Origin of the sequence: Collimonas humicola, from assembly GCF_018304945.1 — a bacterium.
Taxonomy (GTDB): Bacteria; Pseudomonadota; Gammaproteobacteria; order Burkholderiales; family Burkholderiaceae_D; genus Collimonas; species Collimonas humicola.
On record NZ_JAGQEE010000002.1, the window covers coordinates 96,793 to 120,408 of the forward strand.

21 protein-coding genes are annotated in these 23,616 nt (G+C 61.5%); 6 read left to right on the top strand and 15 right to left on the bottom strand.

All coding sequences use genetic code 11. The annotated features are described in order from the left end of the window. Positions 1–64: 64 nt before the first annotated feature. Together KHU30_RS09170 and KHU30_RS09175 are read right to left on the bottom strand one after the other, a co-directional pair. Entirely contained in the window at positions 65–820 is a 756-nt protein-coding gene (locus tag KHU30_RS09170) for a M15 family metallopeptidase (protein ID WP_230427331.1), read from the bottom strand. A gap of 43 nt (positions 821–863) precedes the next feature. After that, on the bottom strand, positions 864–2,048 hold the full coding sequence (locus tag KHU30_RS09175) for a patatin-like phospholipase family protein (RefSeq protein WP_211442365.1): 1,185 nt from the start codon (positions 2,046–2,048) through the stop codon (positions 864–866). A 196-nt stretch (positions 2,049–2,244) separates the two neighbouring features. On the opposite strand from KHU30_RS09175, the gene KHU30_RS09180 reads away from it, so the two are divergent. Beyond that, a complete protein-coding gene (locus tag KHU30_RS09180; protein ID WP_211442366.1) occupies positions 2,245–3,279 on the top strand; it encodes an extracellular solute-binding protein in 1,035 nt (344 codons plus the stop codon). A 184-nt stretch (positions 3,280–3,463) separates the two neighbouring features. On the opposite strand, the gene KHU30_RS09185 is transcribed toward KHU30_RS09180, so the two are convergent. Beyond that, positions 3,464–4,537, bottom strand: coding sequence for an ABC transporter ATP-binding protein (locus KHU30_RS09185; RefSeq protein ID WP_211442367.1), 1,074 nt, complete (start codon positions 4,535–4,537; stop codon positions 3,464–3,466). A gap of 125 nt (positions 4,538–4,662) precedes the next feature. Between KHU30_RS09185 and KHU30_RS09190 the strand changes: the two genes are divergently transcribed. Further along, complete coding sequence (locus KHU30_RS09190; protein ID WP_211442368.1) at positions 4,663–6,291, top strand: ABC transporter permease; 1,629 nt, start codon at positions 4,663–4,665, stop codon at positions 6,289–6,291. A gap of 130 nt (positions 6,292–6,421) precedes the next feature. Continuing rightward, entirely contained in the window at positions 6,422–7,942 is a 1,521-nt protein-coding gene (locus KHU30_RS09195) for a B12-binding domain-containing radical SAM protein (RefSeq protein WP_211442369.1), read from the top strand. On the opposite strand, the gene KHU30_RS09200 is transcribed toward KHU30_RS09195, so the two are convergent. The 9 genes from KHU30_RS09200 to KHU30_RS09240 form a co-directional block, all read right to left on the bottom strand. Next, a complete protein-coding gene (locus tag KHU30_RS09200) occupies positions 7,931–8,176 on the bottom strand; it encodes a DUF3717 domain-containing protein (protein WP_211442370.1) in 246 nt (81 codons plus the stop codon). The genes KHU30_RS09195 and KHU30_RS09200 overlap by 12 nt on opposite strands. A 52-nt stretch (positions 8,177–8,228) precedes the next feature. Continuing rightward, positions 8,229–8,621 (bottom strand): D-ribose pyranase, encoded by a 393-nt coding sequence (rbsD, locus tag KHU30_RS09205; RefSeq protein ID WP_211442371.1) that lies wholly within the window; start codon positions 8,619–8,621, stop codon positions 8,229–8,231. Position 8,622: 1 nt separating this feature from the next. After that, positions 8,623–9,543, bottom strand: a complete 921-nt coding sequence (gene rbsK / locus KHU30_RS09210) for a ribokinase (protein WP_211442372.1) — start codon at positions 9,541–9,543, stop codon at positions 8,623–8,625. A 65-nt stretch (positions 9,544–9,608) separates the two neighbouring features. Further along, entirely contained in the window at positions 9,609–10,598 is a 990-nt protein-coding gene (locus KHU30_RS09215) for a LacI family DNA-binding transcriptional regulator (protein ID WP_211442373.1), read from the bottom strand. Between the two features lie 43 nt (positions 10,599–10,641). Next, entirely contained in the window at positions 10,642–11,661 is a 1,020-nt protein-coding gene (locus KHU30_RS09220; protein WP_407928060.1) for an ABC transporter permease, read from the bottom strand. Further along, a complete protein-coding gene (locus KHU30_RS09225) occupies positions 11,661–13,283 on the bottom strand; it encodes a sugar ABC transporter ATP-binding protein (protein WP_211442375.1) in 1,623 nt (540 codons plus the stop codon). Before KHU30_RS09225 ends, KHU30_RS09220 begins: the two co-directional genes overlap by 1 nt. 109 nt (positions 13,284–13,392) lie before the next feature. Continuing rightward, positions 13,393–14,349: a sugar ABC transporter substrate-binding protein gene (locus KHU30_RS09230; RefSeq protein ID WP_211442376.1), complete on the bottom strand. Its 957-nt coding sequence runs from the start codon at positions 14,347–14,349 to the stop codon at positions 13,393–13,395. A 286-nt stretch (positions 14,350–14,635) separates the two neighbouring features. Then, complete coding sequence (locus tag KHU30_RS09235) at positions 14,636–15,814, bottom strand: pyridoxal phosphate-dependent aminotransferase (protein WP_211442377.1); 1,179 nt, start codon at positions 15,812–15,814, stop codon at positions 14,636–14,638. 151 nt (positions 15,815–15,965) lie between these two features. Continuing rightward, complete coding sequence (locus KHU30_RS09240; protein ID WP_211442378.1) at positions 15,966–18,599, bottom strand: DNA topoisomerase III; 2,634 nt, start codon at positions 18,597–18,599, stop codon at positions 15,966–15,968. Between the two features lie 48 nt (positions 18,600–18,647). Here KHU30_RS09240 and KHU30_RS09245 point away from each other — a divergent pair, with 48 nt between their 5' ends. Further along, a complete protein-coding gene (locus tag KHU30_RS09245) occupies positions 18,648–18,872 on the top strand; it encodes a hypothetical protein (protein WP_211442379.1) in 225 nt (74 codons plus the stop codon). Here the strand turns inward: KHU30_RS09245 and KHU30_RS09250 are convergent. From KHU30_RS09250 to KHU30_RS09260, 3 genes are all read right to left on the bottom strand, one after another. Then, on the bottom strand, positions 18,869–19,348 hold the full coding sequence (locus KHU30_RS09250; protein WP_098494386.1) for a DUF494 family protein: 480 nt from the start codon (positions 19,346–19,348) through the stop codon (positions 18,869–18,871). The two genes, KHU30_RS09245 and KHU30_RS09250, sit on opposite strands and share 4 nt — an antisense overlap. Positions 19,349–19,520: 172 nt before the next feature. Further along, complete coding sequence (gene dprA, locus KHU30_RS09255) at positions 19,521–20,633, bottom strand: DNA-processing protein DprA (protein ID WP_329956665.1); 1,113 nt, start codon at positions 20,631–20,633, stop codon at positions 19,521–19,523. A 104-nt stretch (positions 20,634–20,737) separates the two neighbouring features. Then, on the bottom strand, positions 20,738–21,811 hold the full coding sequence (locus KHU30_RS09260) for a LysM peptidoglycan-binding domain-containing protein (protein ID WP_211442380.1): 1,074 nt from the start codon (positions 21,809–21,811) through the stop codon (positions 20,738–20,740). 206 nt (positions 21,812–22,017) lie between these two features. Between KHU30_RS09260 and def the strand changes: the two genes are divergently transcribed. Further along, on the top strand, positions 22,018–22,548 hold the full coding sequence (def, locus tag KHU30_RS09265; protein ID WP_211442381.1) for a peptide deformylase: 531 nt from the start codon (positions 22,018–22,020) through the stop codon (positions 22,546–22,548). Positions 22,549–22,650: 102 nt separating this feature from the next. Continuing rightward, positions 22,651–23,604: a methionyl-tRNA formyltransferase gene (gene fmt, locus KHU30_RS09270; protein ID WP_211442382.1), complete on the top strand. Its 954-nt coding sequence runs from the start codon at positions 22,651–22,653 to the stop codon at positions 23,602–23,604. Positions 23,605–23,616 lie beyond the last annotated feature (12 nt).

Sequence of the window (23,616 nt, forward strand, 5' to 3'; positions counted from 1 at the left end):
CAACACTGCATATGTTGCAAGCAAAATATGCAGCTGCCTCCTGCCAAACCTGACAGCACGGCGTTCATCCAGCGGCGGCGGCGCAGGTTTTCCTGTCGCCCGGCTTGTTGCCGTGGCCGCTGCGGCAAGCGCGGTATGCCACGACAGAGCTTTCAAACAGCTGGCGCGCCTGCGGCAGCGGCAGCTTGGCCAATCGCTCAGCCATGCTGCGGCTGACCTGGAAATGCTGGTAGTCGATCGGCTTTTTCCAGTCTCCACCCCAGATCAGAAAGCCATGCTGGGCGAATAGTTCCACCACTTGCTCGCTGCTGCCGGCACGGCTGGCCACGCGCTGGCCGAAACCCTGTCCGGCCGGCGGGCTGAAAATCTGCCGGCCTTGCGCGTCGCGCCGCACGTACGGATTTTGCAAAGGATTGATATCGATCGCCAGACCGTAGGCATGCAAGGAAATGGCCTTGCCGCCGGTGATCGGCCTGTCGTTGAAGGCGGAGGTATTGTTGTCCGCCATCGATGCATCGTCGTTGCCTTGATAATGCTCCATCAGGCGCGCCTGCGCAAGCGGGAAACCGCGCTTGAGCAGTTCGTCGAACACCGCCTTTACCTGCGGCGCCACGGCCGCCATGACCATGATTTCGCCATCGTCATGACGCACCTTGTCAAAGTCGAAGTAGGCAAAACGCACTACCTGCAGTTGCGTGCAATCAACCGGCGCGCCGGGCTGCAGCACATGTTGCTTGAGCAGCTGGCATTGCTGGCTATCCAGTCCCGGGCCGGCAAGCTGCGCGTAGGCCGGTTGCACCAGACATGCCAGCAGTGGCATTAACAAGGGCGGCAGCCTGCGCAATATCCGCAAGTTCATAGAGTCAGCTCAGGGGCGGCATGACCAGCTCATGCACCACCAGGCCGGCGTCGGAACTGCCGAAGGTGTCGCCATTGGCCCTGACCCGTTCAGCGGCCTGCATGGCGTCGGCGTAGCCTTGTTCCCAGCGCCACTCGATCGAGCCGCGTGAAAAATTGATGTCCTTGGACGGCATGTTCCAGTCGTGGCCGCTGTAGCGCAGGCGCACGATATGGATGGTGCTGTTGTCCGATAAGCCCTCGAATTCCTTGAGGTCGGATTTCTTGCGCATGGCCGGCGGCAGCTTGTCGTACAGCGCCTGGGCGGCGCGCCGCAATTGATACATGCGCAGGTAATTTTCAATATGGCGTTCCGAGCGCGAGGCGAAGGTCACGTCTTTCTGGCGATTGGTGATCTGGTCCAGGGTGGTCGGCTCGGGACCGTCGGCGCTCCACAAATCCACCATCACGCACAGGGTGTTGCCGTCGACGTCGGTCTTGGACTCATCGTCCAGCACCACTTCCAGCGGCGTATTCGAATACAGGCCGCCGTCCCAGTACAGGTCGCCGTCGATGCGCACCGGTGCGAAGCCGGGCGGCAAGGCGCCGCTGGCCATGATGTGCTCGACGCCGATGGTCCGTTCCTGCGAATCGAAATTGACCAGGCTACCGCAAGCCACCCGCATCGCGCTGACGGTCAGGCGCATGCCGCCAGGGCTGTTCAGGTAGTCGAAATCCACCAGCCGCGCCAACGTCTCGGCCAGCGGCGCGGTGTCGTAGAAACTGGCTTGTTCCGGCTGCACCGGCATGCCGACCAGGAATGGATTGAGCGAGCGCGGCGAGAAAAAGCCCGGCACGCCGCGGGTGGTGACGTCGGTGGTGGTCCACCACGTGTTGAACTGGCGCATGGCGTCCGGCACCTTGCTCAGATCGGTCAGGTCGCCGTGGCCGACCTGCTCCCAGAATTCCTTCAGGCGCGACAGCCGCAGATCGCGCTCGTTGCCGGCAATGATGGCGGCATTGATGGCGCCGATCGAGGTGCCCACCACCCAGTCCGGCGTCAGGCCATTCTCGTGCATCGCATGATAGACACCGGCCTGATAAGCCCCCAGCGCACCGCCTCCCTGCAACACCAGCGCCACTCTCGGCGTGGTCGAATCGGCTTTGCTGGCCGTGCGTATCTGTGACTTGGAAGTGGTTTTATTGCTCATCGGAAGCCGATCATTGCGTATGAAAGAGTAAACATATTAACCCATCGCGGCGAGCGGCAACGGCGGGCGCCCATATGTCATGAAACGATCATAAATAGTAACGATTCTCATTTGTGATATAGTGTTTTCCGTTCAAATGTAACCATTTGTTACAGGCAACAGAATTATTACTTCAATCACCAAAAGAGGAGTTTTCATGCTTTTGCGTTCTATCGTCGCCAGCGCCGTCCTGGCCAGCAGCAGCGTTGCCGCCCTCGCACAGGAGCAGGTGCTGAACCTGTACTCTGCGCGCCACTATCAGACTGACGAAGCGCTGTACGGCAACTTCACCAAAGCCACCGGCATCAAGATCAACCGCGTCGACGGCGACGACGCCGGCACCATCGCCCGCCTGAAGAGCGAAGGCGCGGCCAGTCCCGCCGACGTGATCTTGCTGGTCGACGCGGCGCGTCTGTGGCGGGCGGAAAGCGACGGCCTGTTCCAGCCAGTGAAATCGGCGATCCTGGAACAGCGCATTCCCGCCAACCTGCGCGGCAAGGATGACGGCAAGGGTTCGGACTGGTTCGGCTTTTCGACACGCGCCCGCGTGATCGTCTACAACAAGCAGAATATCCAGCCGCAAGACGTCGAGACCTACGAAGCGCTGGCGGATCCGAAAAACAAGGGCAAGCTGTGCACCCGCTCCGGTTCGCACCCTTACAACGTGTCGCTGTTCGGCTCGCTGCTGGAACACCATGGCGAAGCCAAGACCGAAGCGCTGCTCAAGGGTTATGTCGCCAATCAGGCGCGCTCGCCGGTGGGCGGCGATACCGACCAGATCAAGGCTGTGGCCTCGGGCGAATGCGGCGTGGCGATTTCGAATTCCTACTACGTTGCCCGCCTGATGAAATCGACCAAGCCGGAAGATATCGAAGTGATGAAAAAAGTCGCAGTAATCTGGCCTAACCAGAAAACCACCGGCACCCATGTCAACATCGCCGGCGCCGGCGTCGCCAGACATGCGCCGCATCGCGCCGCCGCGGTCCAGTTCCTGGAATACTTGTCGAGCGACGATGCGCAACGCTATTTCGCCGAAGGCAATAACGAAACGCCGGCAGTCAAGGGCGTCAAGACCGGCAATCCGGCGCTGGACGCCCTGGGCCCGTTCAAGGCTGAGGTGATAGACGTCTCGGCGGTCGGCCGCAACCAGCAAAAAGTGCAGCTGCTGCTGGACCGCGCCGGCTACAAATAAGCCAATCAAGCCGTGCGTAAAAAAGGCTGGCGGATGATGCGCCAGCCTTTTTTCCATCCGGGGCGATCAGCAAGCTACTTCTTCCTGATCATGTAGATCGCCAGTCCGACCAGCAGCACCACCCCGAACTCCAAGCCAACCACGATGTACTTCGCCATGATGCCTTACCTAAAAAATAATCGGTTTATAAAGAAAACGTCACCACGTGGCTGACATCCAGGCGGATGCCGATCCACTCGTCAACGGCATGATCGTGATGGGACGGCACCAGCGCCAGCACCTCCTGGCCGCCCGCCAGCTGCAGCGTGTACAGGAACTCGGCGCCGCGGAACGACTTGCGCACAATCCGCGCCTTGAACGGAGAAGCGTCGTCATGCACGATATCGTCAGAGCGCAACAATACATCGAAACCTTGCTGCCCGCGCCCGTGCAGCCGAATTTGCTGCAGGGCCGCGGCGCCGACCTCGCGCAGTTCGCCAAGCACAGTCGACACTACCGGCTGCCCGTCGCGCTCAAGCAGCCGGCCCGGCAGCATGACGCCATGGCCGATAAAGTCGGCGACAAAGCGGGTTGCCGGGCGATGATACAGATCGTAAGGCGCAGCCCATTGCTGCAGATGCCCAGCCTGCATCACGCCGACCATGTCGCCGATGGCAAATGCTTCCAGCTGATCGTGGGTCACCATCAGCGCCGTGATGTGCGCCTGCTTCAGGATCGCGCGCACGTCATGCGCCAGGCGTTCGCGCAATTCGACGTCCAGGCTGGAGAACGGCTCATCGAGCAGCAGCAGGCGCGGTTGCGGCGCCAGGGCCCGCGCCAGCGCCACGCGCTGCTGCTGGCCGCCGGACAATTGATGCGGATATTTTTCCTGAGAGCCTTCCAGCCCGACCAGCGCCAGCATTTCAGCAACCCGCCGCTGGCGCTGCTGGCGCGATGCCTGGTGCAGGCCGAAACCGATGTTGGCGGCGATATCCAGGTGCGGGAACAGGGCAAAGTCCTGGAACACCATGCCGATGCGGCGCTGCTCGGCGGCTACCCTGACGCCGGGGCCGTCCAGCAATGCGTGATCCAGCGTAATCCGCCCGCCATCGGCCTGTTCAAGACCGGCGACGGCCCGCAGCAAGGAAGTTTTACCGCTGCCCGACGGACCTATCAGCACACCGAGCTGGCCGGCCGCGAGCTGCAGCGAGACGCCGTTCACCGCAGGCGCCGGCGCGCCCGGATAGCTGACACAGATTTGATCAAGGGTAAGAAACATCGGAAGCTGGTTACAATTCGCTTGCTCGAGATGAACCCGCGGCAGCGGCTCCAGTCGAAGGGTGGTCATGAAGCCGCTAGTTTAACCCACTCCATTTTGCTCCCCCTCATTCTCATGAAACAGACATGCCGCTCATCGCTTTCATCGCGCTGCTGATCGCCCTTCCCATCCTCGGCATTGCCGGCGCCTGGCTGCAACTGGATGCCCGTGCGATCGATACCCTGTCGCAGCAAATGCAGACGGTGTTGCCTGGCTACCTGGCCACCTCCGCCTGGCTGGCGATCGCGGTCACCATCGGCGTCGTCATCGTCGGCGCCGCCACCGCGGTCACGGTCAGCCTGTTCGAATTTCGCGGCCGCCGCTTTTTCCAGTGGGCGCTATTGCTGCCGATGGCGATGCCGGCTTATGTGTCCGCCTATGCCTACACCGATTTCCTGCAATACAGCGGTCTGCTGCAAAGCGGCTTGCGGGAATTTTTCCCCGGCGTGCGGCTGCCGGAGATCCGCAGCCTGCCGGGTGCGATTTTCCTGTTTATTTTTACGCTCTATCCGTACACCTACCTGCTGGCGCGCAATGCCTTGAACCAGCGCGGCGTCCATCTGATGGAAGCCGCGCGTCTGCTGGGCGCGCCGCTGGCCGCGCGCATCCGCCGCGTGGCGCTGCCGCTGGCGCGGCCGGCGCTGATGGCAGGCGCTGCGCTGGCCTTGATGGAGACCCTGGCCGACTATGGCGTCGGCGCCTACTTCGGCCTGACCACTTTCACCACCGGCATCTACAAAGCCTGGCTGGTGATGGATGACCGCATCGCTGCGGCGCAGCTGGCTTCGGTGCTGCTGGCGATCGTAGCGCTGCTGCTGTGGGTGGAACGCAAGGGCCAGCAGCGGCTGCGCTTCGCCAGCGTACGCGGGCAGCGCAGCGACGCATCGGAAACCCGGCTTGTGCCTTTGCGCGGAAGCCGGCGTCTGCTGGCATGGCTGGTTTGCAGCCTGCCGATACTGCTTGGTTTCGTCTTGCCAGTATTGATCCTGCTGCGCCTGATGTGGCGCGAATTCCTGCATCAGGAAAGCGATCCCTATCTGAGCACCGGCTTCGACCTGTTGCGCTACGCCGGCTGGGCCTGGAACAGTTTCCGCTTCGGCTGCATCGCTGCATTGCTGGCGGTAGCGCTGGCGCTCGCACTGAGCTACGTGCAGCGGACCCGCAACCTGCCGCCGTTCCGGTTGTGGCTGTTGCGCCTGGTGGCGCGCATGGCGGGCATGGGCTATGCCATACCCGGTTCCGTGATCGCAATCGGCATCCTGCTGCCGCTGGCGTGGTTGCAGATTCTCGCTCCGCAAAGCAAGCTCGGGATCCTGCTGACCGCGACTTCATTCGGCATCCTGTATGCATACCTGGTGCGCTTCAGCGCCGTCGCCGTGCAATCGATAGAGGCCGGCTATGCCCGCATCCCGGCAACGCTGGACGAAGCCGCGCGCACGCTCGGCAGCAGCGGCTGGCGCATTGCCCGCATCTTGCACGCGCCTTTGCTGTGGCGTTCGATGGCCACCGCCTTCCTGATGGTGTTTGTCGATGTGGTGAAGGAACTGCCGGCGACGCTGTTGCTGCGGCCGTTCAATACCGATACGCTGGCGGTGATCGCCCACAATCTGGCGCGCGACGAGCGACTGGGAGAGGCAGCGCTACCGGCCCTGACAATTGTTGTGGTGGGATTGATTCCAGTGCTGCTGGTGAGCCGCGCCTTGGGCAAGCGCTGATTTTGTTGCATTACTCGCAATTTCGGGCGAATTTGGCAAATTACCTAAAAGCCTCCGGGGCAGGCAGGCGCACAGGCGTAAAATGGCGCATTCCGCTGCTTTCCGCCGTCCATCTTTCCGCTAGCCACACATGACCATCCTGCTGTCCACGCTCAACGCCCGCTACTCCCACGCCTCCCTCGGCCTGCGCTACCTGCAGGCGAACATGGGCGACCTGCGCGACGCTACCCAGCTGCATGAATTCGTGATCGGCGCCAAGACCACCGACATCGTCGAAAAACTGCTGGCGCACAAAGCCAGCGAAGGTACGACCATCGTCGGCTTCGGCGTGTACATCTGGAATATCGAGGAGACCACCAAGGTGGTGGCGATGCTGAAGCGGGTGGCGCCGGACATGGTGATCGTGCTGGGCGGTCCGGAAGTCTCCTACGAATCAGCCGAACAGCAGATCGTGCAGCTGGCCGATTACCTGGTGACCGGCTGGGGCGACGTCACCTTGCCGCAACTGTGCCGGCAGATCCTGCGCGGCCCCAAGCCGCTGATGAAAGTCCATGTCGGCGTGCAGCCGCCGATGGCCGACATCACCCTGCCCTATAGCCTGTACAGCGACCATGACATCGCCCACCGCACGCTGTACGTGGAAGCCTCGCGCGGCTGTCCGTTCAAGTGCGAATTCTGCCTGTCGGCGCTGGACAAGACGGCATGGCCGTTTGCGCTGGAGGATTTCCTGGCAGAGATGGAAGCGCTGCACGCGCGCGGCGCGCGGCTGTTCAAGTTCGTCGACCGCACCTTCAACCTGAACGTCAAGACCAGTCTCAAGATCCTGCAGTTCTTCCTGGACAAGCTGGCCGCCAATCCGGACGATCCGGTGTTTGCCCATTTCGAGCTGGTGCCGGATCATCTTCCGGACGCCTTGAAGGAATCGATCGCGAAATTCCCCCCAGGCGCGCTGCAATTCGAAATCGGCATCCAGAGTTTCAATCCGGAAGTGCAGGCGCTGGTCAGCCGCAAGCAAAACAATGAGAAGGCCGCGGAAAACATCCGCTGGCTGATACAGGAATCGCAAGCCCATCTGCACGTCGACCTGATCGCCGGCTTGCCGGGCGAAGACGTGGAAAGCTTCGCCCAAGGCTTCGACCGCTTGGTGGCGTTGCAGCCGCATGAAATCCAGTTCGGGATCCTCAAGCGCCTGCGCGGCACGCCCATCATCCGCCATACCGAACCGTTCGGCCTGATCTTCGATCCGCACCCGCCCTACACCATCCTTGCCACCAACAAGATCGACTTTCCGACCATGCAGCGCCTGCAGCGTTTTTCGCGCTACTGGGACCTGGTCGCCAACTCGGGCCGTTTCGCCCATACCCTGCCGCTGCTGCTGGGGGCAACGCCTTTTGCCAGCTTCATGGCGTTTTCCGACTGGCTATACGGCAAGACCGACGCCACCCACCGCATCGCGCTGGACCGCCTGGCAGGACTGGTCGGGCAATGGCTGCGCTTGCAGGGGATGGCGGAAAAAGAAGTGAATGCCGTACTCAGCACGGACTATGCCGGCAAACCGGTCAAACAGGCGGATGTACAGCAGTCAGCAGCAAAGAAAGAAACCGAAAGCCTGGCTGCGCCCAAGCGGCAGGCGCGCCACTTAGTTCACTGACCTGGCAGCGGCGCTGAGCTCCAGCATGTGCTGGCGCCAGGCGCCGATCAGCTGCTGCGCAACGCTGCCCATCGAAGCCAGCGCAACGCTGCTGCTGTGATTGATGATCATCAAGGCATAGACATCGGCGAGCGCGTTGACCTCGGGCGACAAAGCGCATTCCTCGCCTATCGCAGGCCGTTGCAGGCGCCAGTAATTGATGGCTTGTTCCAGTTCGGGCAATGAGATGTTCATTCCTTTATTGTACCTGCCGCCGGCGCCTTGTCAGCAACACCACAAAAAATTATCAAAAAACTACGCCGGCCACCAGGATGATGTTGGCGTACGGCGTGAACTCTCCAGTGCGGATAACCGCCTTGGCGCTGTGCGTCATGCGCTTGAAATCGGCATGCGACAAAGTCCGTTTGTCGGCCAGGCCGAGGGCGTCGATCTGCTGCGCCAGCTGCGGGCTGTGCAGGGGCAGTTCGTCGGCCAGTACATGGTGCTCGACCTGCATTTCCGTCAGCACCGTTTGCAAGGTCGTCATGAAGCCGGGCACGCCGCGGGTCAGCGCCAGGTCGATCAGCGCCACGCCGGGCGGCACCGGCAGGCCGGCATCGCCGATAACGATGCTGTCGCCATGGCCGAGCGAGGCGATCAGTTGCGACAGCGCGATATTGAGCAACGGACTCTTTTTCATCTCAAGCCTCCAGTTCGCGACGGTAAGGAATCGAAGTCTGGGCGCCGATGCGCGCCACGCTCAAGGCGGCCGCGCGCTGGCCGAAGGCGATCGCGTCGGCTTCGCTGCGGCCTTCCGCCAGCGCGGCGACAAAACCGCCGATGAAGGTGTCGCCGGCGGCGGTAGTATCAATCGCCTTGACCGGCTGCGCGGCGAAATGCTCGGAGCCGGACGACAGCGCCGCATAGACGCCCTTCGAACCCAGCGTCACCAGCACGTTGGCGCTGCCGTTGGCGCGCAGTTTGGCGATCGCGGCGTCGATGGCGGCGTCGTTGTCGAGGCTCGCTTCCGGCAAGCCGGCCAGCATCGCGGCTTCAATTTCATTAGGAATCAGATACTCCACCTGCGCCAGCAGATCGGCCGGCAAGACCTGGGCCGGCGCAGGTGCTGGATTAAGCACCACGGTCTTGCCCAGCTCATGCGCCAGCCTGATGGCATGGCGAATGGTCGCCAGCGGCGTTTCCAGTTGCAGCACGATGATGCGCGCCTGTTCGATCAAGTTGCGGGCGGCGTCGATATGCGCGGGGCCGAGGGCTTCATTGGCGCCGGCGGCCAGCACGATGCTGTTCTGGCCGGCGGCGTCGACCAGGATCGAGGCCACGCCGGACGCCATGCCGCTGACCGTGCTGACATGGCTGTCGTCAATGCCGTCGCTGCGCAAGGCTGCGCGCAGCTCTGCGCCAAAGGCATCGTCGCCCAGGCAGGCGATCATCGCCACCTTGACGCTGTCGGCGCTCAGACGCGCGGCAGCCACCGCCTGGTTCGCGCCCTTGCCGCCCGGGATGGTGCGGAACTGGCCGCCTGACAAGGTTTCGCCAGGATGCGGCATGCGCGGCACGCGCAACACCAGGTCCATATTGATACTGCCGATGATGACGATCATGTGTGTCTTCGAAATAAGGTTTGCAAAAAATTACCGCAGAATCTTGCTCAACGATCTTGAGCAATTCAAGCCGGCACGGTCGAACCGCGCACGTGCAATTCCGGCGCGATGGTCTGCCGCTGCAAAGGCCGGTCCGGCGCGGCGATCCGGTCCAGCAGGCATTGCGCTGTAAGCTGGCCGAGCCGGCGCGTATTCTGGGCGACGCTGGTCAGGGTCGGATGGACAAACTGCGCCAGGTCGATATCGTCGAAGCCCACCACCGCCAGCGCCTGCGGCACCGCAATGCCGCGCTCCGCCGCGGCACGCAGGGCGCCGATCGCCATCAAGTCATTACAGCAGAAAATCGCGTCCGGAACCTGCGAGGCCAGCAAGCTGCGTGCCGCCAGATAGCCGCCGGCGCTGGTGAAGTCGGCATACACCAGCATATCGTCCGGCAGCGTGACGCCGGCGCCAAGCAGGGTCTGCCGCAATCCCGCAATCCGCTCGCGCGAAATATCGATGTCCGCCGGGCCGCCGATGCAGGCGATGCGGCGCCGTCCCAGGCTCAACAGATGTTGCGCCGCCAAGGCGCCGCCGGCGGCATTGTCGACCGCCACCAGGTCGATGCCCATGTTCTTGGGCGCCCGGTCCAGCAGCACGGTCGGCACCTTCATCTTGCGCAGCAGCTCGCCATCAGTCTGCGCCAGGGTCGCCACGATCAGGCCGTCGCAGCGCTTGGTCAGCAGCACGTTCAAGTAATCGCGCTGCTTGGCCGGGTCGTCGTCCGAATTGCAGAGGATGACGCTATAGCCGGCGGCGTAGCAGCTGTCTTCGATCCCGCGCGCCACTTCTGAAAAATACGGATTGGTGTTGTTCGGAATGATCAGGCCGATACTGCCGGTGGTCTTGCTGCGCAGCGAGCGCGCCAGCGCGCTCGGCACGTAAGCAAGCGCCTCAGCGGCCGCCAGCACGCGCGCACTGGCGTCGTGGCTGACCGGCCGCGTCTGGTTGAGGACGTGCGACACCGTGGTGTACGACACTCCCGCCTTGCGCGCTACATCCTTGATGGTTGCCATAAATAATTCTCAATGCCGGAAACGGGGGGAGCTTGGTTGCAAATTAGTGTGTAGAACGTTCGCCGCGGCGGCGATAAGTATCCAGCACCACGGCAGCGACGATGACCAGGCCGGTGATGATGCGCTTCATCGGTTCGCTGACGCCGACTTGCGCCAGGCCGGCTTCCAGCACCGAGATGATCAGGACGCCGATGAAAGTGCTGATCACCGAACCGCGCCCGCCCATCAGGCTGGTGCCGCCGATCACCACGGCCGCGATCACCTGCAGTTCCATGCCAACGCCGCCATTCGGATCCGCGGCTTCCAGGCGCGACACCTGGAACAGCGCGCCGACGCCGGCCAGCAAGCCCATCAAGGCAAACACCAGCACCTTGGGAGGACGCGGATTGATGCCCGCCAGGCGCACCGCTTCTTCATTGGTGCCGATGCCGATCCAGTGGCGTCCCAGCACGGTCTTGGTCAGCACCAGATGGCCGACGATGACGATCACGATGGCCGAGATGAAGGCCGGCGACATGCCGAACAGGATAGGCGAACTGATGCCATCGACTGCGCTGCCGATGTATTCAGTGCGCGAGTTGGTGACCTGGTAAGCCAGGCCGCGCGCCATTTCCAGCACGCCTAGCGAGACGATGAACGAAGGAATCCGCCAGCCGACCGAAATCAGCCCGGTCACCATGCCGCACAGGCTGGCCACCAGCATCGCCAGTATCCCGGCCGTAAACAAAGGCCAGCCCCAGCGCACCATCGCCATCGACAGTACCGAGGCCGCCAGCGCCATCACCGAACCGACCGAGAGATCGATGCCGCCGATGATCAGCACGAAGGTCATGCCGACCGCCATCACGACCAGCGTCGGGATGTCGTTGGACAGCGTGGTGAAAGTGGCGGCGGTCAGGAAATTCTCGCTTAACACCGAGAACAGTGCGCACATGGCCAGCAGGGCGCCGATCAGCCCAAGATAATTCTTCAGGCCGGAAATGCTGCCGTTGAAAGAAGACAGGCGGGAAGAAAGACGAGAAGACGGACGGGAAGATGTTGTCATGATTTTCAGTATGTTGATTACAGCGCAGCGGCGTGCTCAGCTTGCGCGGTGGTTGGGTCTGCCGCGGCAGCGCCGTTGTCATCGCCGTTGTTCATATAGCCGCTGAAGGCCGACGCCAGGATCGTTTCCTGGCTCCAGGCGCCGCGCTCGAAGGTATCGACCAGCTTGCCGGCGCTCATCACGGCGATGCGGTCGCAGATCAGCATCAGCTCGCGCAGGTCGCTGGAAACGATCAGCAAGCCTTTGCCCTGCCGCGACAGTTCCGCCAGCAATTTGTAGATGTCGAACTTGGCGCCGATATCGATGCCGCGGGTAGGCTCGTCGAACAGCATGATCGGACAATCGCGGTACAGCCAGCGCGCAATCACTACCTTCTGCTGATTGCCGCCGGACAGCTCGCCGGCCGCCTGGCTGCCGTCACGCGAACGGATCCGCAGGCGCTTGATATAGTCGTCGGCAACCGCGCTTTCGGCCGGCTTGTCAAGCACCCCGAAGCGGCTCACCGATGCCAGTTTCGACAGCGTGGTGTTCAAGCCTATCGATTGCGGCAGCAGCAGGCCCTGGCTCTTGCGGTCTTCGGTGATCATGGCAATGCCGGCCGCCACCGCGTCTTTCGGCGACGAAATCCTGGCAGCCTCGGCCTGGTCGCCGATGAATACCTGGCCGTGATCGGCGCGGTCGGCGCCGAAAATCAGGCGCAGCAATTCAGTGCGGCCGGAACCGATCAAGCCCGCCACGCCCAGGATTTCACCGGCGCGCAAGTCGAAGGATGTCGGCGCCACCACGCTGCCGCGGCCAAGATCGCGCACGCGCAGCAAGGGCGCGCCTATGCTGCGATGGCCAAGATCGAGTTCGGCTTCGGCTGTGCGGCCGACCATCAGCTGCACCAGCGCGTCGGTGCTATAGCCGGCGATCGGATCGTCGCATACCAGCTGGCCGTCGCGCAGCACGGCGATGCGGTCGGCGACCCGTTTCAATTCTTCCAGCCGGTGCGAAATATAGATGATCGCCACGCCTTCCGACTGCAGTCGCGCGATCTGCTTGAACAGCAGTTCGACTTCGCGGCTGGTCAGCATGGCGGTCGGTTCGTCCAGCACCAGCAAGCGGCAGCTGCCGATCAGGTTACGCGCGATCTCGACCATCTGCTGATGGCCGACGCCGAGTTCCCCGACCAGGGTCCAGGGATCGATATCGGTCAGGCCGACCGCCGCCATCTGCTGGCGGGTAGCCTCCGCCAGCCTGGCCTTGTCGATCCAGCCGAAGCGGTGCGGCAATTGGTTCAGGAACAGGTTTTCAGCGATGCTGAGGGTGGGAATCAGGTTCAATTCCTGCATCACCATGCGGATGCCGAGCTGCTCGGCTTCCTTGCGCGAAGCCGGCTGATAGCTCTGGCCGTCCAGCAGCATGCTGCCGGTGGTGGCTTGCACCAGGCCGCAGACGATCTTCGAAAGCGTGCTCTTGCCGGCGCCGTTCTCACCGGTCAGTGCCAGGATCTGGCCGGGGCTGATGCTGATCGAGACGTCGCTCAATACCGGTTCGACATAGGTCTTGCCGATGCCGGCCAGATGCAATAAAACAGGAGCTGCAGGAATTGCGGTGGGCACGTCAGACTGGTGCGCCGCGATGAATTCGTTGGACATGCTGTCCTCCGCCAAAGGCGTTGGTAGTGCGGACAGGACCTGCCGCCGCGCTGGGAGCGCGGCGGCAACGCAACCGTGTGCCGCAATAAGTTACTGAGTTATTGAGCGCTTACTTGCTGTCTTTGGTCACCAGCGAGACTTTGGTTTCAACCGTGCCGCCCAAGGTGTTCTGGGCTTTCTTGTCGGCGATCGCCTTCAAGACGGTTTCGATCCCGAACACTGCCTGCTGCGAAGCGAACTGGTCGGCTGTGGCCAGCACGCGGCCGTCTTTCAGCATCGGCTTGATGGCGTTGATGTTGTCGTAGCCGACCACCAGCACTTTGCCGGTTTTGCCGGCGGCCTTGACTGCCGCAACTGCGCCGAGCGCCATGTTGTCATTGCCGGCCAGCAGCGCCTTGACGTCAGGATGCGCGTTCAGGATCGCTGCGGCAACCTTGTTGCCCGGATCCATTTCCCATTGACCGGATTGCACTGCAACCACGTTGGCGCCGGCAGTCTTCATGGCGTCCTGGAAGCCCAATGTGCGCTGCTGTGCGTTGAAAGTAGTCGAAACGCCTTCGATGATGGCGACCTTGTCGCCGGACTTGATCTGCTTGGCCAGGAAGTCGCCGACCAGCTTGGCGCCCAGGCGGTTATCCGGACCGACGAACGGCACAGTGATGCCTTTTTCCTTGAGCGCGGCGTCATCGAGCTTGTTGTCGATGTTCACCACGATGATGCCGGCGTCGATCGCCTTCTTGATGACGGGCACCAGCGCCTTGGAATCGGCCGGCGCGATCACCAGGCCGTTGACCTTGGAGACGATCATCTGTTCGACGATCTTGATCTGGTTGGAGGTATCGGTTTCGTCCTTGATGCCGTTGGCGATCAGGTCGTATTGCGCGGCATGCGCCTTCTGGTGTTCCTTGGCGCCGTTTTCCATGGTGAGGAAAAATTCATTGGCCAGCGACTTCATCACCAGCGCAACCTTCGGCTTGGCGGCAGTCTGCGCCATCGCGGGCAAGGAAGGCAGGGCACAAACGAGAATGGTGGCGGCAATCAGCTTGAGGCGGATACGGGTATTCATCAAAAGTCTCCTGAAGTCGTTATTAAATTTTTTACCAATAAGTCATGTCAAAAGGCACATCCGTTCGGGCCGGCATGCCATCATTTGAAACGCGCAAACGTTTGCGCGTTTTTTGATGATAGCACCAGAATCGGCAAAAAAAAAGGTCGAGAAATGGTCGCCGGGTACTTCTTGCTTGAGTAACAATGGAAAATGCCGAGACTGGCTTGCAAGAAAATTAACGCCTGCGCGCAACAAGGTGCGCCGCCGGAAGGCCCCGGTGCAGCACCTTCATGGGCGCAGCTGGTCAGGCAGACAGGAAGCGCTGCAAGCGTTGCGCGCCGTCGTCGAGGCGTTCCAGCGAACTGGCGAAACACCAGCGCACGTAACCCTCGCCTTCGGCGCCAAAGGCATTGCCCGGCGCCAGCCCGAGGCCGGCATCGCGCACCAGCTGCTTGCACAGCGCCAGGCTGTCGCTGACGCCGTCGACGCGGAAGAACAGATACATGGCGCCCTTTGGCCGCGGCGTGGTAACGCCCGGCAAGGCATTCAGGCGCTCATAGAGGAAGTCGCGCGCCTGCCGGTAGCGGGCCACCGTATTGCCGATGATTTCGTCGCCGCGTTCGATGGCGACGATACCGGCACGCTGCACAAAACCGGGGGCGCAGGAAGTGTTGTATTCGATCAGCTTGCCGAGATCAGGCATCAGCGCCGGCGGCGCCGCCAGCCAGCCGAGCCGCCAGCCGGTCATCAGCCAGGACTTGGAAAAACTGTTGGAGGAAATCACGCGATCATCGGCGTCGGCGATATCCAGGAAAGAAGGCGCGCAGGGATGCGCTTCGGGCTGTTCGGTGTATACCAGCCGCTCGTACACATCGTCGGCCACGATCCAGATGCCATGCCGGCGGCAATGCGCCAACACGATTTCCTGCTGCGCGCGCGGCATCACCCAGCCGGTCGGATTGTTGGGCGAATTCAGCAGTACCGCGCGCGTGCCGGGCGTCAGCGCGTCCAGCAGCTGCTGCAGGTCGAGCTCCCAGGTCTGGCCGAACTGCAAGGCCACCCGCGCTACTTCGGCGCCGAGGATTTTCGGGATTTCGCTGACGTTGGGCCACAGTGGCGTTACCGCCACCACACGGTCGCCGGGACTGATGATCAGCTGCGCCAGCACCATCAAGGCAGAAACGCCGGAAGACGTAACCGCGATCCGGCTGGCGTCTATCGGCTGGTGCAGGCTGGAGAGGTACTTGGCGATCGCCTCGCGCAAGGTCGGTATGCCGTAGTTATGGGTATAGAAGGTATCGCCGTCGTCCAGCGCCGCCTTGGCGGCATCGCGGATGAAAGCAGGCGTCACCTGGTCCGGCTCGCCGAACCAGAACGGCAGCACGTCGTCGCGGCCGATGCCGGCATTGGCCACTTCGCGGATGCGCGAAGCGCCCATTTCACGCACCAGGGCGCGGGCGACAGCAGGATGCTCCAGAGACATGACGATTTCCGGTTAACGAAGGCGAGCGACAAGTGTAGCCGAAAGCTGGGCATGCAGTGGCATGGCGCAACCGCCAAGCCAGCCGGCGGATCACGCAGATCGGGGAAATAAAAAAGCCGCTCGGTGAGCGGCTTCTGGTGCTGGTCAGCGCTTAGGCTGCCTTGCGTTTGGCGACGACTTTTTTAGGAGCCGCCTTTTTAGCCGCCGGTTTCCTGGCTGCCGGCTTCTTCGCTACCGCCTTGACTTCAGCCGCGCCGTCTTCGCTTTCCACCGCTGCCGCTTTAGCCTTGCCTTTGGCTGGAGCCTTGGCTTTGCGCTCTTCAAACTCGAAGCTGACCTTGCCGTCCTTGCCCTTGACCAGGAAGGCCTTGAACGGACGGCGGGTGCGCTGCGAAATGAAGCCTGGCAGCAGATCGGTCTTGCCGTCGTTGAGCAGCTTGACCATTTGCTCCGGCAGGATTTCCTGCTGGAGAATGATGCGGCCGCTGCGGAAATCGCAAGCCTTCGGCTTGGCTACGGCTTTTTCGCACACATAGGCCAGGCCCATTTCGTACACGCCGCTGGCGCATTTCGGGCATGGGCCGAGGGCGGTCTGGCCGGTGAAATCGACACCTTCGCCGTCTTCGCCTTCGCCGTCATTCTGGCCGAAATCGAATTCCAGCTTGAAGTTCTTGATCTCTTCGTCGCGGCTGATTTTCAGGATCGCAGCAAACGGCCGGCCCATCTTGGAACGGAAACCTTGCAGCGGACCGATGGTGCGGTTAGTCAGCAATTCTTCCACTTCCGGAATCTCGAACTGGCGGCTGCCAGGCGTCTTGCTCATCGAGAATTCGCACTTGGTGCAGGCGAAACGACGATAGTTTTCCTTGACCACGCTGCCGCAGTTCGGGCACGGCGCCAGCAAGGTGGCGTAATCGCCCGGGATCGTATCGTTATCGTATTCCTTGGCGCGCTTGACGATGATCTGGGTCAGCTGCGCGATTTCACGCATGAACTCTTCACGGCTGATGGTGCCGCGTTCGATCTGCGACAGCTTGTGCTCCCACTCGCCGGTCAGTTCCGGCTCGGTCAGCTCGTCGACGCCGAGGCCGTGCAGCAGGGTCATCAGCTGGAACGCCTTGGCGGTCGGCATCATCTCCCGGCCTTCGCGCAGCAGGTATTTCTCGTTCAGCAAACCTTCGATGATGGCGGCGCGCGTCGCCGGCGTGCCGAGGCCTTTGCCGGCCATCGCCTCGCGCAGGTCGCCATCGTCCAGTAATTTTCCTGCGCCTTCCATCGCCGACAGCAAGGTCGCTTCTGTGTAGCGCGCGGGCGGCTTGGTGACCAGGCCGTTGGCGGCGATCTTATCGGTCTTGACCTTCTCGTCCTTGGCCACCGCAACCAGCGTGCCGCTGTTTTCCGGATCCTTTTCATCCGCGGCTTCCTTGCCGTAGATCGCCAGCCAGCCCGGATTGGTCATGACCTTGCCTTCAGTCTTGAACTGATGGCCCGACACTTCAGTGTAGCGGGTGGTGACCTGGAACTCGGCGGCCGGGAAAAATACCGCCATGAAACGGCGTGTCACCAGGTCGTACAGCTTCTGCTCCGGCTCTGACAGGTTCTTCGGCGCTTGCGTGGTCGGGATGATCGCAAAGTGATCGCTGATCTTGGCGTTGTCGAAGATCCGCTTGTTCGGCTTGACCCAGCCCTTGTTCAGGATCTGCGCGGCGAACTGCTGATAGTTATTGTTCTCCGACACCGTCTCCAGCGTCTGCTTGACGGTGTTCAAGTAATCTTCCGGCAAATGGCGCGAATCGGTACGGGGGTAAGTCAGCACCTTGTGCTTTTCGTACAGCGCCTGCGCCAGGCCCAGCGTGTTCTTGGCGGAAAAGCCGAAGCGCGAGTTGGCTTCGCGTTGCAGGCTGGTCAGGTCGAACAGCGCCGGCGCCATCGAGGTGGTCGGCTTCGATTCCTCGCGCACCGCGCCCAGCTTGCCGCGGCAGGCAGCCACGATGGATTCGGCGGCAGCCTTGCTCCACAGGCGCTCGGCGCGCTTTTCCGGATCGTTCTCGTCCTTCTTGTGCGCGGTATCGAGCCAGCGGCCTTCGTAGATGCCCGCGGCGCAGACGAACTCTGCGCGCACTTCCCAGAAATCGCGCGGCACGAACTTCTTGATCTTCTCTTCGCGATCGACCACGATCGACAAGGTCGGCGTTTGCACGCGGCCAACGGTGGTCAAATAGAAACCGCCTTCTTTCGAATTGAAGGCGGTCATTGCGCGCGTGCCGTTGATGCCGATCAGCCAGTCGGCTTCGCTGCGACAGCGGGCGGCGTCGGCCAGCGGCAGCATGTCCTTGTCTTCGCGCAGATGGGTGAAGCCGTCGCGTATCGCGCCCGGCGTCATCGATTGCAGCCAAAGGCGTTTGACTGGCTGCTTGGCTTTCGTATATTGCGCGATCAGGCGGAAAATCAGTTCGCCTTCCCGCCCGGCGTCGCAGGCGTTGATCAGGGAAGTGACATCCTTGCGCTTGATCAGCTTGTTGAGCACCTTGAGGCGCGACTCGGTCTTGGCGATCGGGTTCAGCGCGAAGTGCGGCGGAATCATCGGCAGATGGGTGAAAGTCCATTTGCCGCGCTTGACGTCGTATTCTTCAGGAACCGCGATTTCCAGCAGGTGGCCGACGGCCGATGACAGGACGTATTCGTCGGATTCAAAGTACTCATCGTGCTTGGTGAAGCCGCCGAGCGTCTTCGCGATATCGTTCGCGACAGAAGGTTTCTCGGCAATGATGAGGGTCTTGCTCATAGTGTTGTCTCGAAAGTAGCGCGCTGTATTTCAGCGCATTTTTTGCTCATGCACGCCATGGCTTGCTTTTTAGCCATCGCGGCAATTCGGAATTTGGTTGCCAGAGAGAAATTCTCTCATAATACACCAGACGATTTCGCTGCCAACTCCACGGCTAACATCAAATTAGCACTGTGGCGGGCAAATATTGCGGCCAATGATAAGCGGGTTGCTGGAAAAGCCGCAAGTGCGCAAATCTGCCAGCATGGGGCAGATGGCGCTGAGCGCGGCTAATGCAAGAGGCGCGGTTCGGGATCGTCGTCTTCGTCGAGAAACAGCTCGTCGAACATCAAGCCGTCCGGCTCCTTGCCCTGACTCCATAGCACCATCAGCACGATCACCTTGAGTTTGTCGAGCGGGACCGGGGTCTCGCTGACGGTCAGTGCGCGCTCGATCACAATCTCGCGCTGCACCGGATTGAGCATCTTGGCCGATTCCAGGAACTGGATAAAGCCGATCGCGGCTATGCCCAGCACGTCGATTTCCTGCTGAGCGTAGATGCGGATGCCAAAGGAAAAAGAGGTTTGCTGCGGATACTTATCGGCGAACTCGTGGTTGGCTTCCGCCAGATCCGTCAGCCAGCCGAGGGCTTTGGCGATTTCGTCTTCTTCAAAGCCGATCGCCGACAGCTTCTTGACCAAGGCCTCCGGTTCAGGGCAGGCATCGGGCCGATAATAAGTTTCATACAGATAAACAAGGACTTCAAACATGGTTCTACTGTATCGCTAAGGTAAGGGTGTGACAAGTAAAGTGCAACGTAACAGCGAAATGCTCTACAACAATGTTGTAGCTTCGAGCGTCAATATACGTATATCAGTATCGCAGGATTTGCGCAAAGCTGCCCGAAACCGCAAATTAGTCTTTCAATATGGTGCCGCAACGTCAGTCGAGGCGGCGATAAAGGCCGCCGGGCAGAACTTCGATCAGGCCGGCCAGTTCCAGCTCAAGCAAGCGGCCGTTCAAGCTAGCCGCATCGCTATCGCAGCGCGCCGCCAGCACATCGAAACTGACGGGATCGTAGCCGAGTTGCCGCAGCAGCTTGTCATCGCTTGCCTCGACAGGATCTTCGCCGGCCGCCAGCGCCTCGCCGGCGGCAACACTGGCCGGCGCCTTCGCCGGGCTGTGAAAGCTGTGCAACTCTTCCAGGATGTCCTGCGCCGATTCCACCAGCTTGGCACCCTGCTTGATCAACTGATGGCAACCTTTCGACAGCGGCGAATGGATGGAGCCGGGAATGGCAAACACATCCCTCCCCTGCTCGCCGGCCATCCGTGCAGTGATCAGCGAACCCGATTGGGCCGCCGCCTCCACCACCAGCACGCCGCGCGCCAGCCCCGAGACGATGCGGTTGCGGCGCGGGAAATTTGCCGCGATGCCAGGCATGCCTAGGGCGTACTCGCTGACAATGCAGCCGGCTTCGGCGATCTGATGCGCCAGCCCGCGATTGCGCGCCGGATAAACGATATCGGCGCCGGTACCGATCACGGCAATGGTGCTGCCCGCCTCCGCATTGCCCGCGGCGCCACGCAATGCGCCCTGGTGGGCAGCGGCGTCCACGCCCAGAGCCAGGCCGGAGATGACAGTCAGGCCGCGCTGGCTGAGGATTTCGGCAAAGCGGTCAGCGTTGGCGATGCCCTGCACCGTCGCATTGCGGCTGCCGACCACCGCAAGCGCCGGCCGCGCCAGCAACTCGGCGCGCCCCTTCACATACAGCATCAGGGGCGGATCGGCAATATCCAGCAAGGCTTGCGGATAGCCAGCATCCGCCAGGGTAAACAACTGATTGGCGGGTTGCCGCAGCCACTCCAGGGTGCGCTCGATCAGGCCCAGGGTGGCGTCCGACGGCGCCGCCAGCAAGGCATGGGCGACGCGCTCGGGCACGATCTGGCGCAGGGCAGAGAAAGACGTGGAAAAAATGTTGGCCGGCAGGCCGAAGGCCGCCAGCAGGCGGCGCGCAGTTTCGGCGCCGACTCCGGCAGTCTGTTCGAGGCGCAACCAGGCTGCCAGCTCCTCGGCATCGGTTGCGCCCTGATGGCGGCTCAGATCGGCGCCGCCATCATCGTCATGAAGATTATCGTTATTAACAGCAAGGACCTTCTTTATTGTGGCGATCTGGCGGTATCGCCGATATCGACCGTGTTCTGGACTTCCATGATCAAGCCATACGAAATATGGTTGAACACGCGGAAAATGAACAGTGTGCCGTATTGTTCGTCCGGCAGCTTGACCAGCTTGTTGTGATCGGCAGGATCCTTGATGGTCCGGCCCAGGCGCGACAGCTGCAGCACCGTGCCGACATCGATATTGTCAGCCTTGCCCTGGTTGATGGTGGCGATCTGGTTCTGCGCTGCCGTGGCTACGCCGCCGTAGATGGAAACGATGCGGGCGTCGACATTGCCGGCCGGCGCATGCGGCACATAGTTCAGGATCGGTTCGACCGGACGCGGGATGATGCGGTCGCCGACCTGCATTTCTTCCTTGGTGTCGACCACGCTGAAGGTAGCCGCCTCCTCTGGCGTACTGCCGCGGCGTTCCAGTTTCAGGGTGCCCAGGTATAGCGCTTCATTGGCGATGACCTTGCCGGTGACCGGATCCTTGAGCGGATTGCCCGGCCGGAAAACCTGGAATGCAGCCGCGTCGGCCAGGTCGCCGCGCACATAGGCTTTATCGCCCTTGCCCAGGTTCAGATGGCCTTCCTGCACCGCCACGATATGCGGCGCGCTTCTCAGGTCGTCGCCTTCGATGATCAGCGGCTGCGACAGGAAAGGTCCGATTGCATCGGTGGAAATGGTGGTGATCGCATCGCGCCCGATGCCTTGCACCCGCGTCTGCGGAGACAGCTTGACCACGCCAGTGTCGCCGCTGGCGCTATTTCCCAGGCGCAGGCGGCCGTTGACGCGGTCGAAATACACGATCTGGCCTGGATAGATCCAGTGCGGATTGCGGATCTGATCCTGGTTCAGGCCCCACACCTGCGGCCAGCACCATGGATGTTGTAAAAATTGACCGGAAATACCCCACAGCGTGTCGCCACGCACCACCACGTGCTGGTCCGGGGCGTTCGGCAAGAACTCGCAGCGCATGGTCTTGACGGCCTGGGCGTGGGCCATGCTGGAAATGCCAAATCCGGTGCATAAAGCAAGAAGGAGTGCAGCTGTGCTAAACTTTTTCATATTGTTTCCGGTGAATACTGCGTTAAATTGGCGCCTGTACCCTGGGAGCCTTTCAGGCTCCTGACTGGTTCGTCGCCACGGCATTTGATCTTGGTAAAGCAAAATAAAGCAAAAAACTTGCCATAGTGAATCAAATTTTGCCCATAATCGATTGAACTAGCAAGAGAAAACCCTTTCTGAACCGCCTAATTGTTACGCATTCAAGCATGTCCTTATTAAATATCCTGCGTTATCCCGACGCCCGCCTGCATAAAATTGCCAAGCCAGTGACAGTTTTTGACAGTCGGTTAAAAAAATTGATCGCCGACATGGCCGAAACCATGTACGAAGCGCCCGGCGTCGGCCTGGCCGCGTCGCAAGTCGACGTCCACGAGCAGCTGGTGGTGATCGATACGTCCGATACCGGCACCGACCTGCGGGTATTCATCAATCCGCAGATCCTCTGGGCCAGCGAAGAAAAACAGATTTACGACGAAGGCTGCCTGTCGGTACCGGGCGTCTACGATGGCGTCGAACGTCCTGCGCGCGTGAAAGTACGCGCCCTGGACGCGGACGGCCAACCGTTTGAAGTCGACGCCGACGGCTTGCTGGCGGTCTGCATCCAGCACGAGATGGATCACCTGCAAGGCAAGGTGTTCGTTGAATATCTGTCGCCGCTGAAGCGCAATCGCATCAAGGCCAAGATGCTCAAGGAAGAGCGCGAGCAGAAACGCGACAAGCAATACGGTACTAGATAAGCATCTTTTCCATGTTGCGGGACAAACTACAAGAAGCGCCCTGTGGACGGCTCTTGCAGTTTGTCCCGTAGTCATTTTCGCCACCCTCTTGCGATATCCCTCATGAAAATCATCTTCGCCGGTACTCCCGAATTCGCCGCGGTGGCGCTCAAGGCCTTGCACGACGCCGGCCATCAGATCGTCCTGGCGCTGACCCAGCCGGACCGCCCGGCCGGCCGCGGCATGCAGCTGCATGCGTCGCCGGTCAAGCAGTTTGCGCTCGATCACCAGATCCCGATAGCGCAGCCGGTATCGTTGCGGCTGGATGGCAAGTATCCCGAGATCGCCAGCGAGGCGCATCAACTGTTGCGGGCAACCCCGCACGACGTCATGGTGGTCGCCGCCTACGGCCTGATCCTGCCGCTCAGCATCCTCGAAATTCCGCCACGCGGCTGCCTCAACATCCACGGCTCGCTGCTGCCGCGCTGGCGCGGTGCAGCGCCCATCCACCGTGCAATCGAAGCCGGCGACAGCGATACCGGCATCACCATCATGCAAATGGACGAGGGCCTGGATACCGGCGCCATGCTGCTGATCGAGAAACTGGCGATCAGCGCCGCCGACACCACCGGCAGCCTGCATGACAAGATGGCAAAGCTGGGCGGCGAAATGATCGTAGAAGCGCTGGGCCGCCTCGAACAGAATGCACTGCCGGCAACCCCGCAGCCAGAGGAAGACGTGACCTACGCCGCCAAAATCAGCAAGGAAGAAGCGGCGCTGGACTTCACGCTGCCTGCAGAGCTGCTGGAACGCAAGATACGGGCATTCAATCCCTTCCCCGCCGCTTCCGCTTCATTCGCCGGCGTTACCTTGAAAGTGTGGCACGCACAGGTAATTGACTCTGACAGCAAGGCTGCCCCCGGCACCATCATCAGCGCCGACCCGCAGGATGGCGTGGTGGTGGCTTGCGGCAGCGGCGCTTTGCGGATTACCGAACTGCAGAAGCCGGGCGGTAAGCGATTGCCAGTGGCTGAATTCTTGAGAGCTTTTCCGATGCAGAATAGGCGATTTGACTAAGCCGGATACAGC

Coding starts and splice junctions, on each gene's coding strand:
- KHU30_RS09215 (WP_211442373.1), bottom strand. CDS start 10,598: ATGGCAACCATCAAGGATGTAGCGCGCAAGGCGGGAGTGTCGTACACC.
- KHU30_RS09235 (WP_211442377.1), bottom strand. CDS start 15,814: ATGTCTCTGGAGCATCCTGCTGTCGCCCGCGCCCTGGTGCGTGAAATG.
- rbsD (WP_211442371.1), bottom strand. CDS start 8,621: ATGAAAAAGAGTCCGTTGCTCAATATCGCGCTGTCGCAACTGATCGCC.
- KHU30_RS09230 (WP_211442376.1), bottom strand. CDS start 14,349: ATGAATACCCGTATCCGCCTCAAGCTGATTGCCGCCACCATTCTCGTT.
- KHU30_RS09240 (WP_211442378.1), bottom strand. CDS start 18,599: ATGAGCAAGACCCTCATCATTGCCGAGAAACCTTCTGTCGCGAACGAT.
- KHU30_RS09195 (WP_211442369.1), top strand. CDS start 6,422: ATGACCATCCTGCTGTCCACGCTCAACGCCCGCTACTCCCACGCCTCC.
- fmt (WP_211442382.1), top strand. CDS start 22,651: ATGAAAATCATCTTCGCCGGTACTCCCGAATTCGCCGCGGTGGCGCTC.
- KHU30_RS09245 (WP_211442379.1), top strand. CDS start 18,648: ATGCACGCCATGGCTTGCTTTTTAGCCATCGCGGCAATTCGGAATTTG.
- rbsK (WP_211442372.1), bottom strand. CDS start 9,543: ATGATCGTCATCATCGGCAGTATCAATATGGACCTGGTGTTGCGCGTG.
- KHU30_RS09250 (WP_098494386.1), bottom strand. CDS start 19,348: ATGTTTGAAGTCCTTGTTTATCTGTATGAAACTTATTATCGGCCCGAT.
- def (WP_211442381.1), top strand. CDS start 22,018: ATGTCCTTATTAAATATCCTGCGTTATCCCGACGCCCGCCTGCATAAA.
- KHU30_RS09225 (WP_211442375.1), bottom strand. CDS start 13,283: ATGTCCAACGAATTCATCGCGGCGCACCAGTCTGACGTGCCCACCGCA.
- KHU30_RS09200 (WP_211442370.1), bottom strand. CDS start 8,176: ATGAACATCTCATTGCCCGAACTGGAACAAGCCATCAATTACTGGCGC.
- KHU30_RS09185 (WP_211442367.1), bottom strand. CDS start 4,537: ATGTTTCTTACCCTTGATCAAATCTGTGTCAGCTATCCGGGCGCGCCG.
- KHU30_RS09175 (WP_211442365.1), bottom strand. CDS start 2,048: ATGAGCAATAAAACCACTTCCAAGTCACAGATACGCACGGCCAGCAAA.
- KHU30_RS09170 (WP_230427331.1), bottom strand. CDS start 820: ATGCCACTGCTGGCATGTCTGGTGCAACCGGCCTACGCGCAGCTTGCC.
- KHU30_RS09180 (WP_211442366.1), top strand. CDS start 2,245: ATGCTTTTGCGTTCTATCGTCGCCAGCGCCGTCCTGGCCAGCAGCAGC.
- KHU30_RS09190 (WP_211442368.1), top strand. CDS start 4,663: ATGCCGCTCATCGCTTTCATCGCGCTGCTGATCGCCCTTCCCATCCTC.
- KHU30_RS09260 (WP_211442380.1), bottom strand. CDS start 21,811: ATGAAAAAGTTTAGCACAGCTGCACTCCTTCTTGCTTTATGCACCGGA.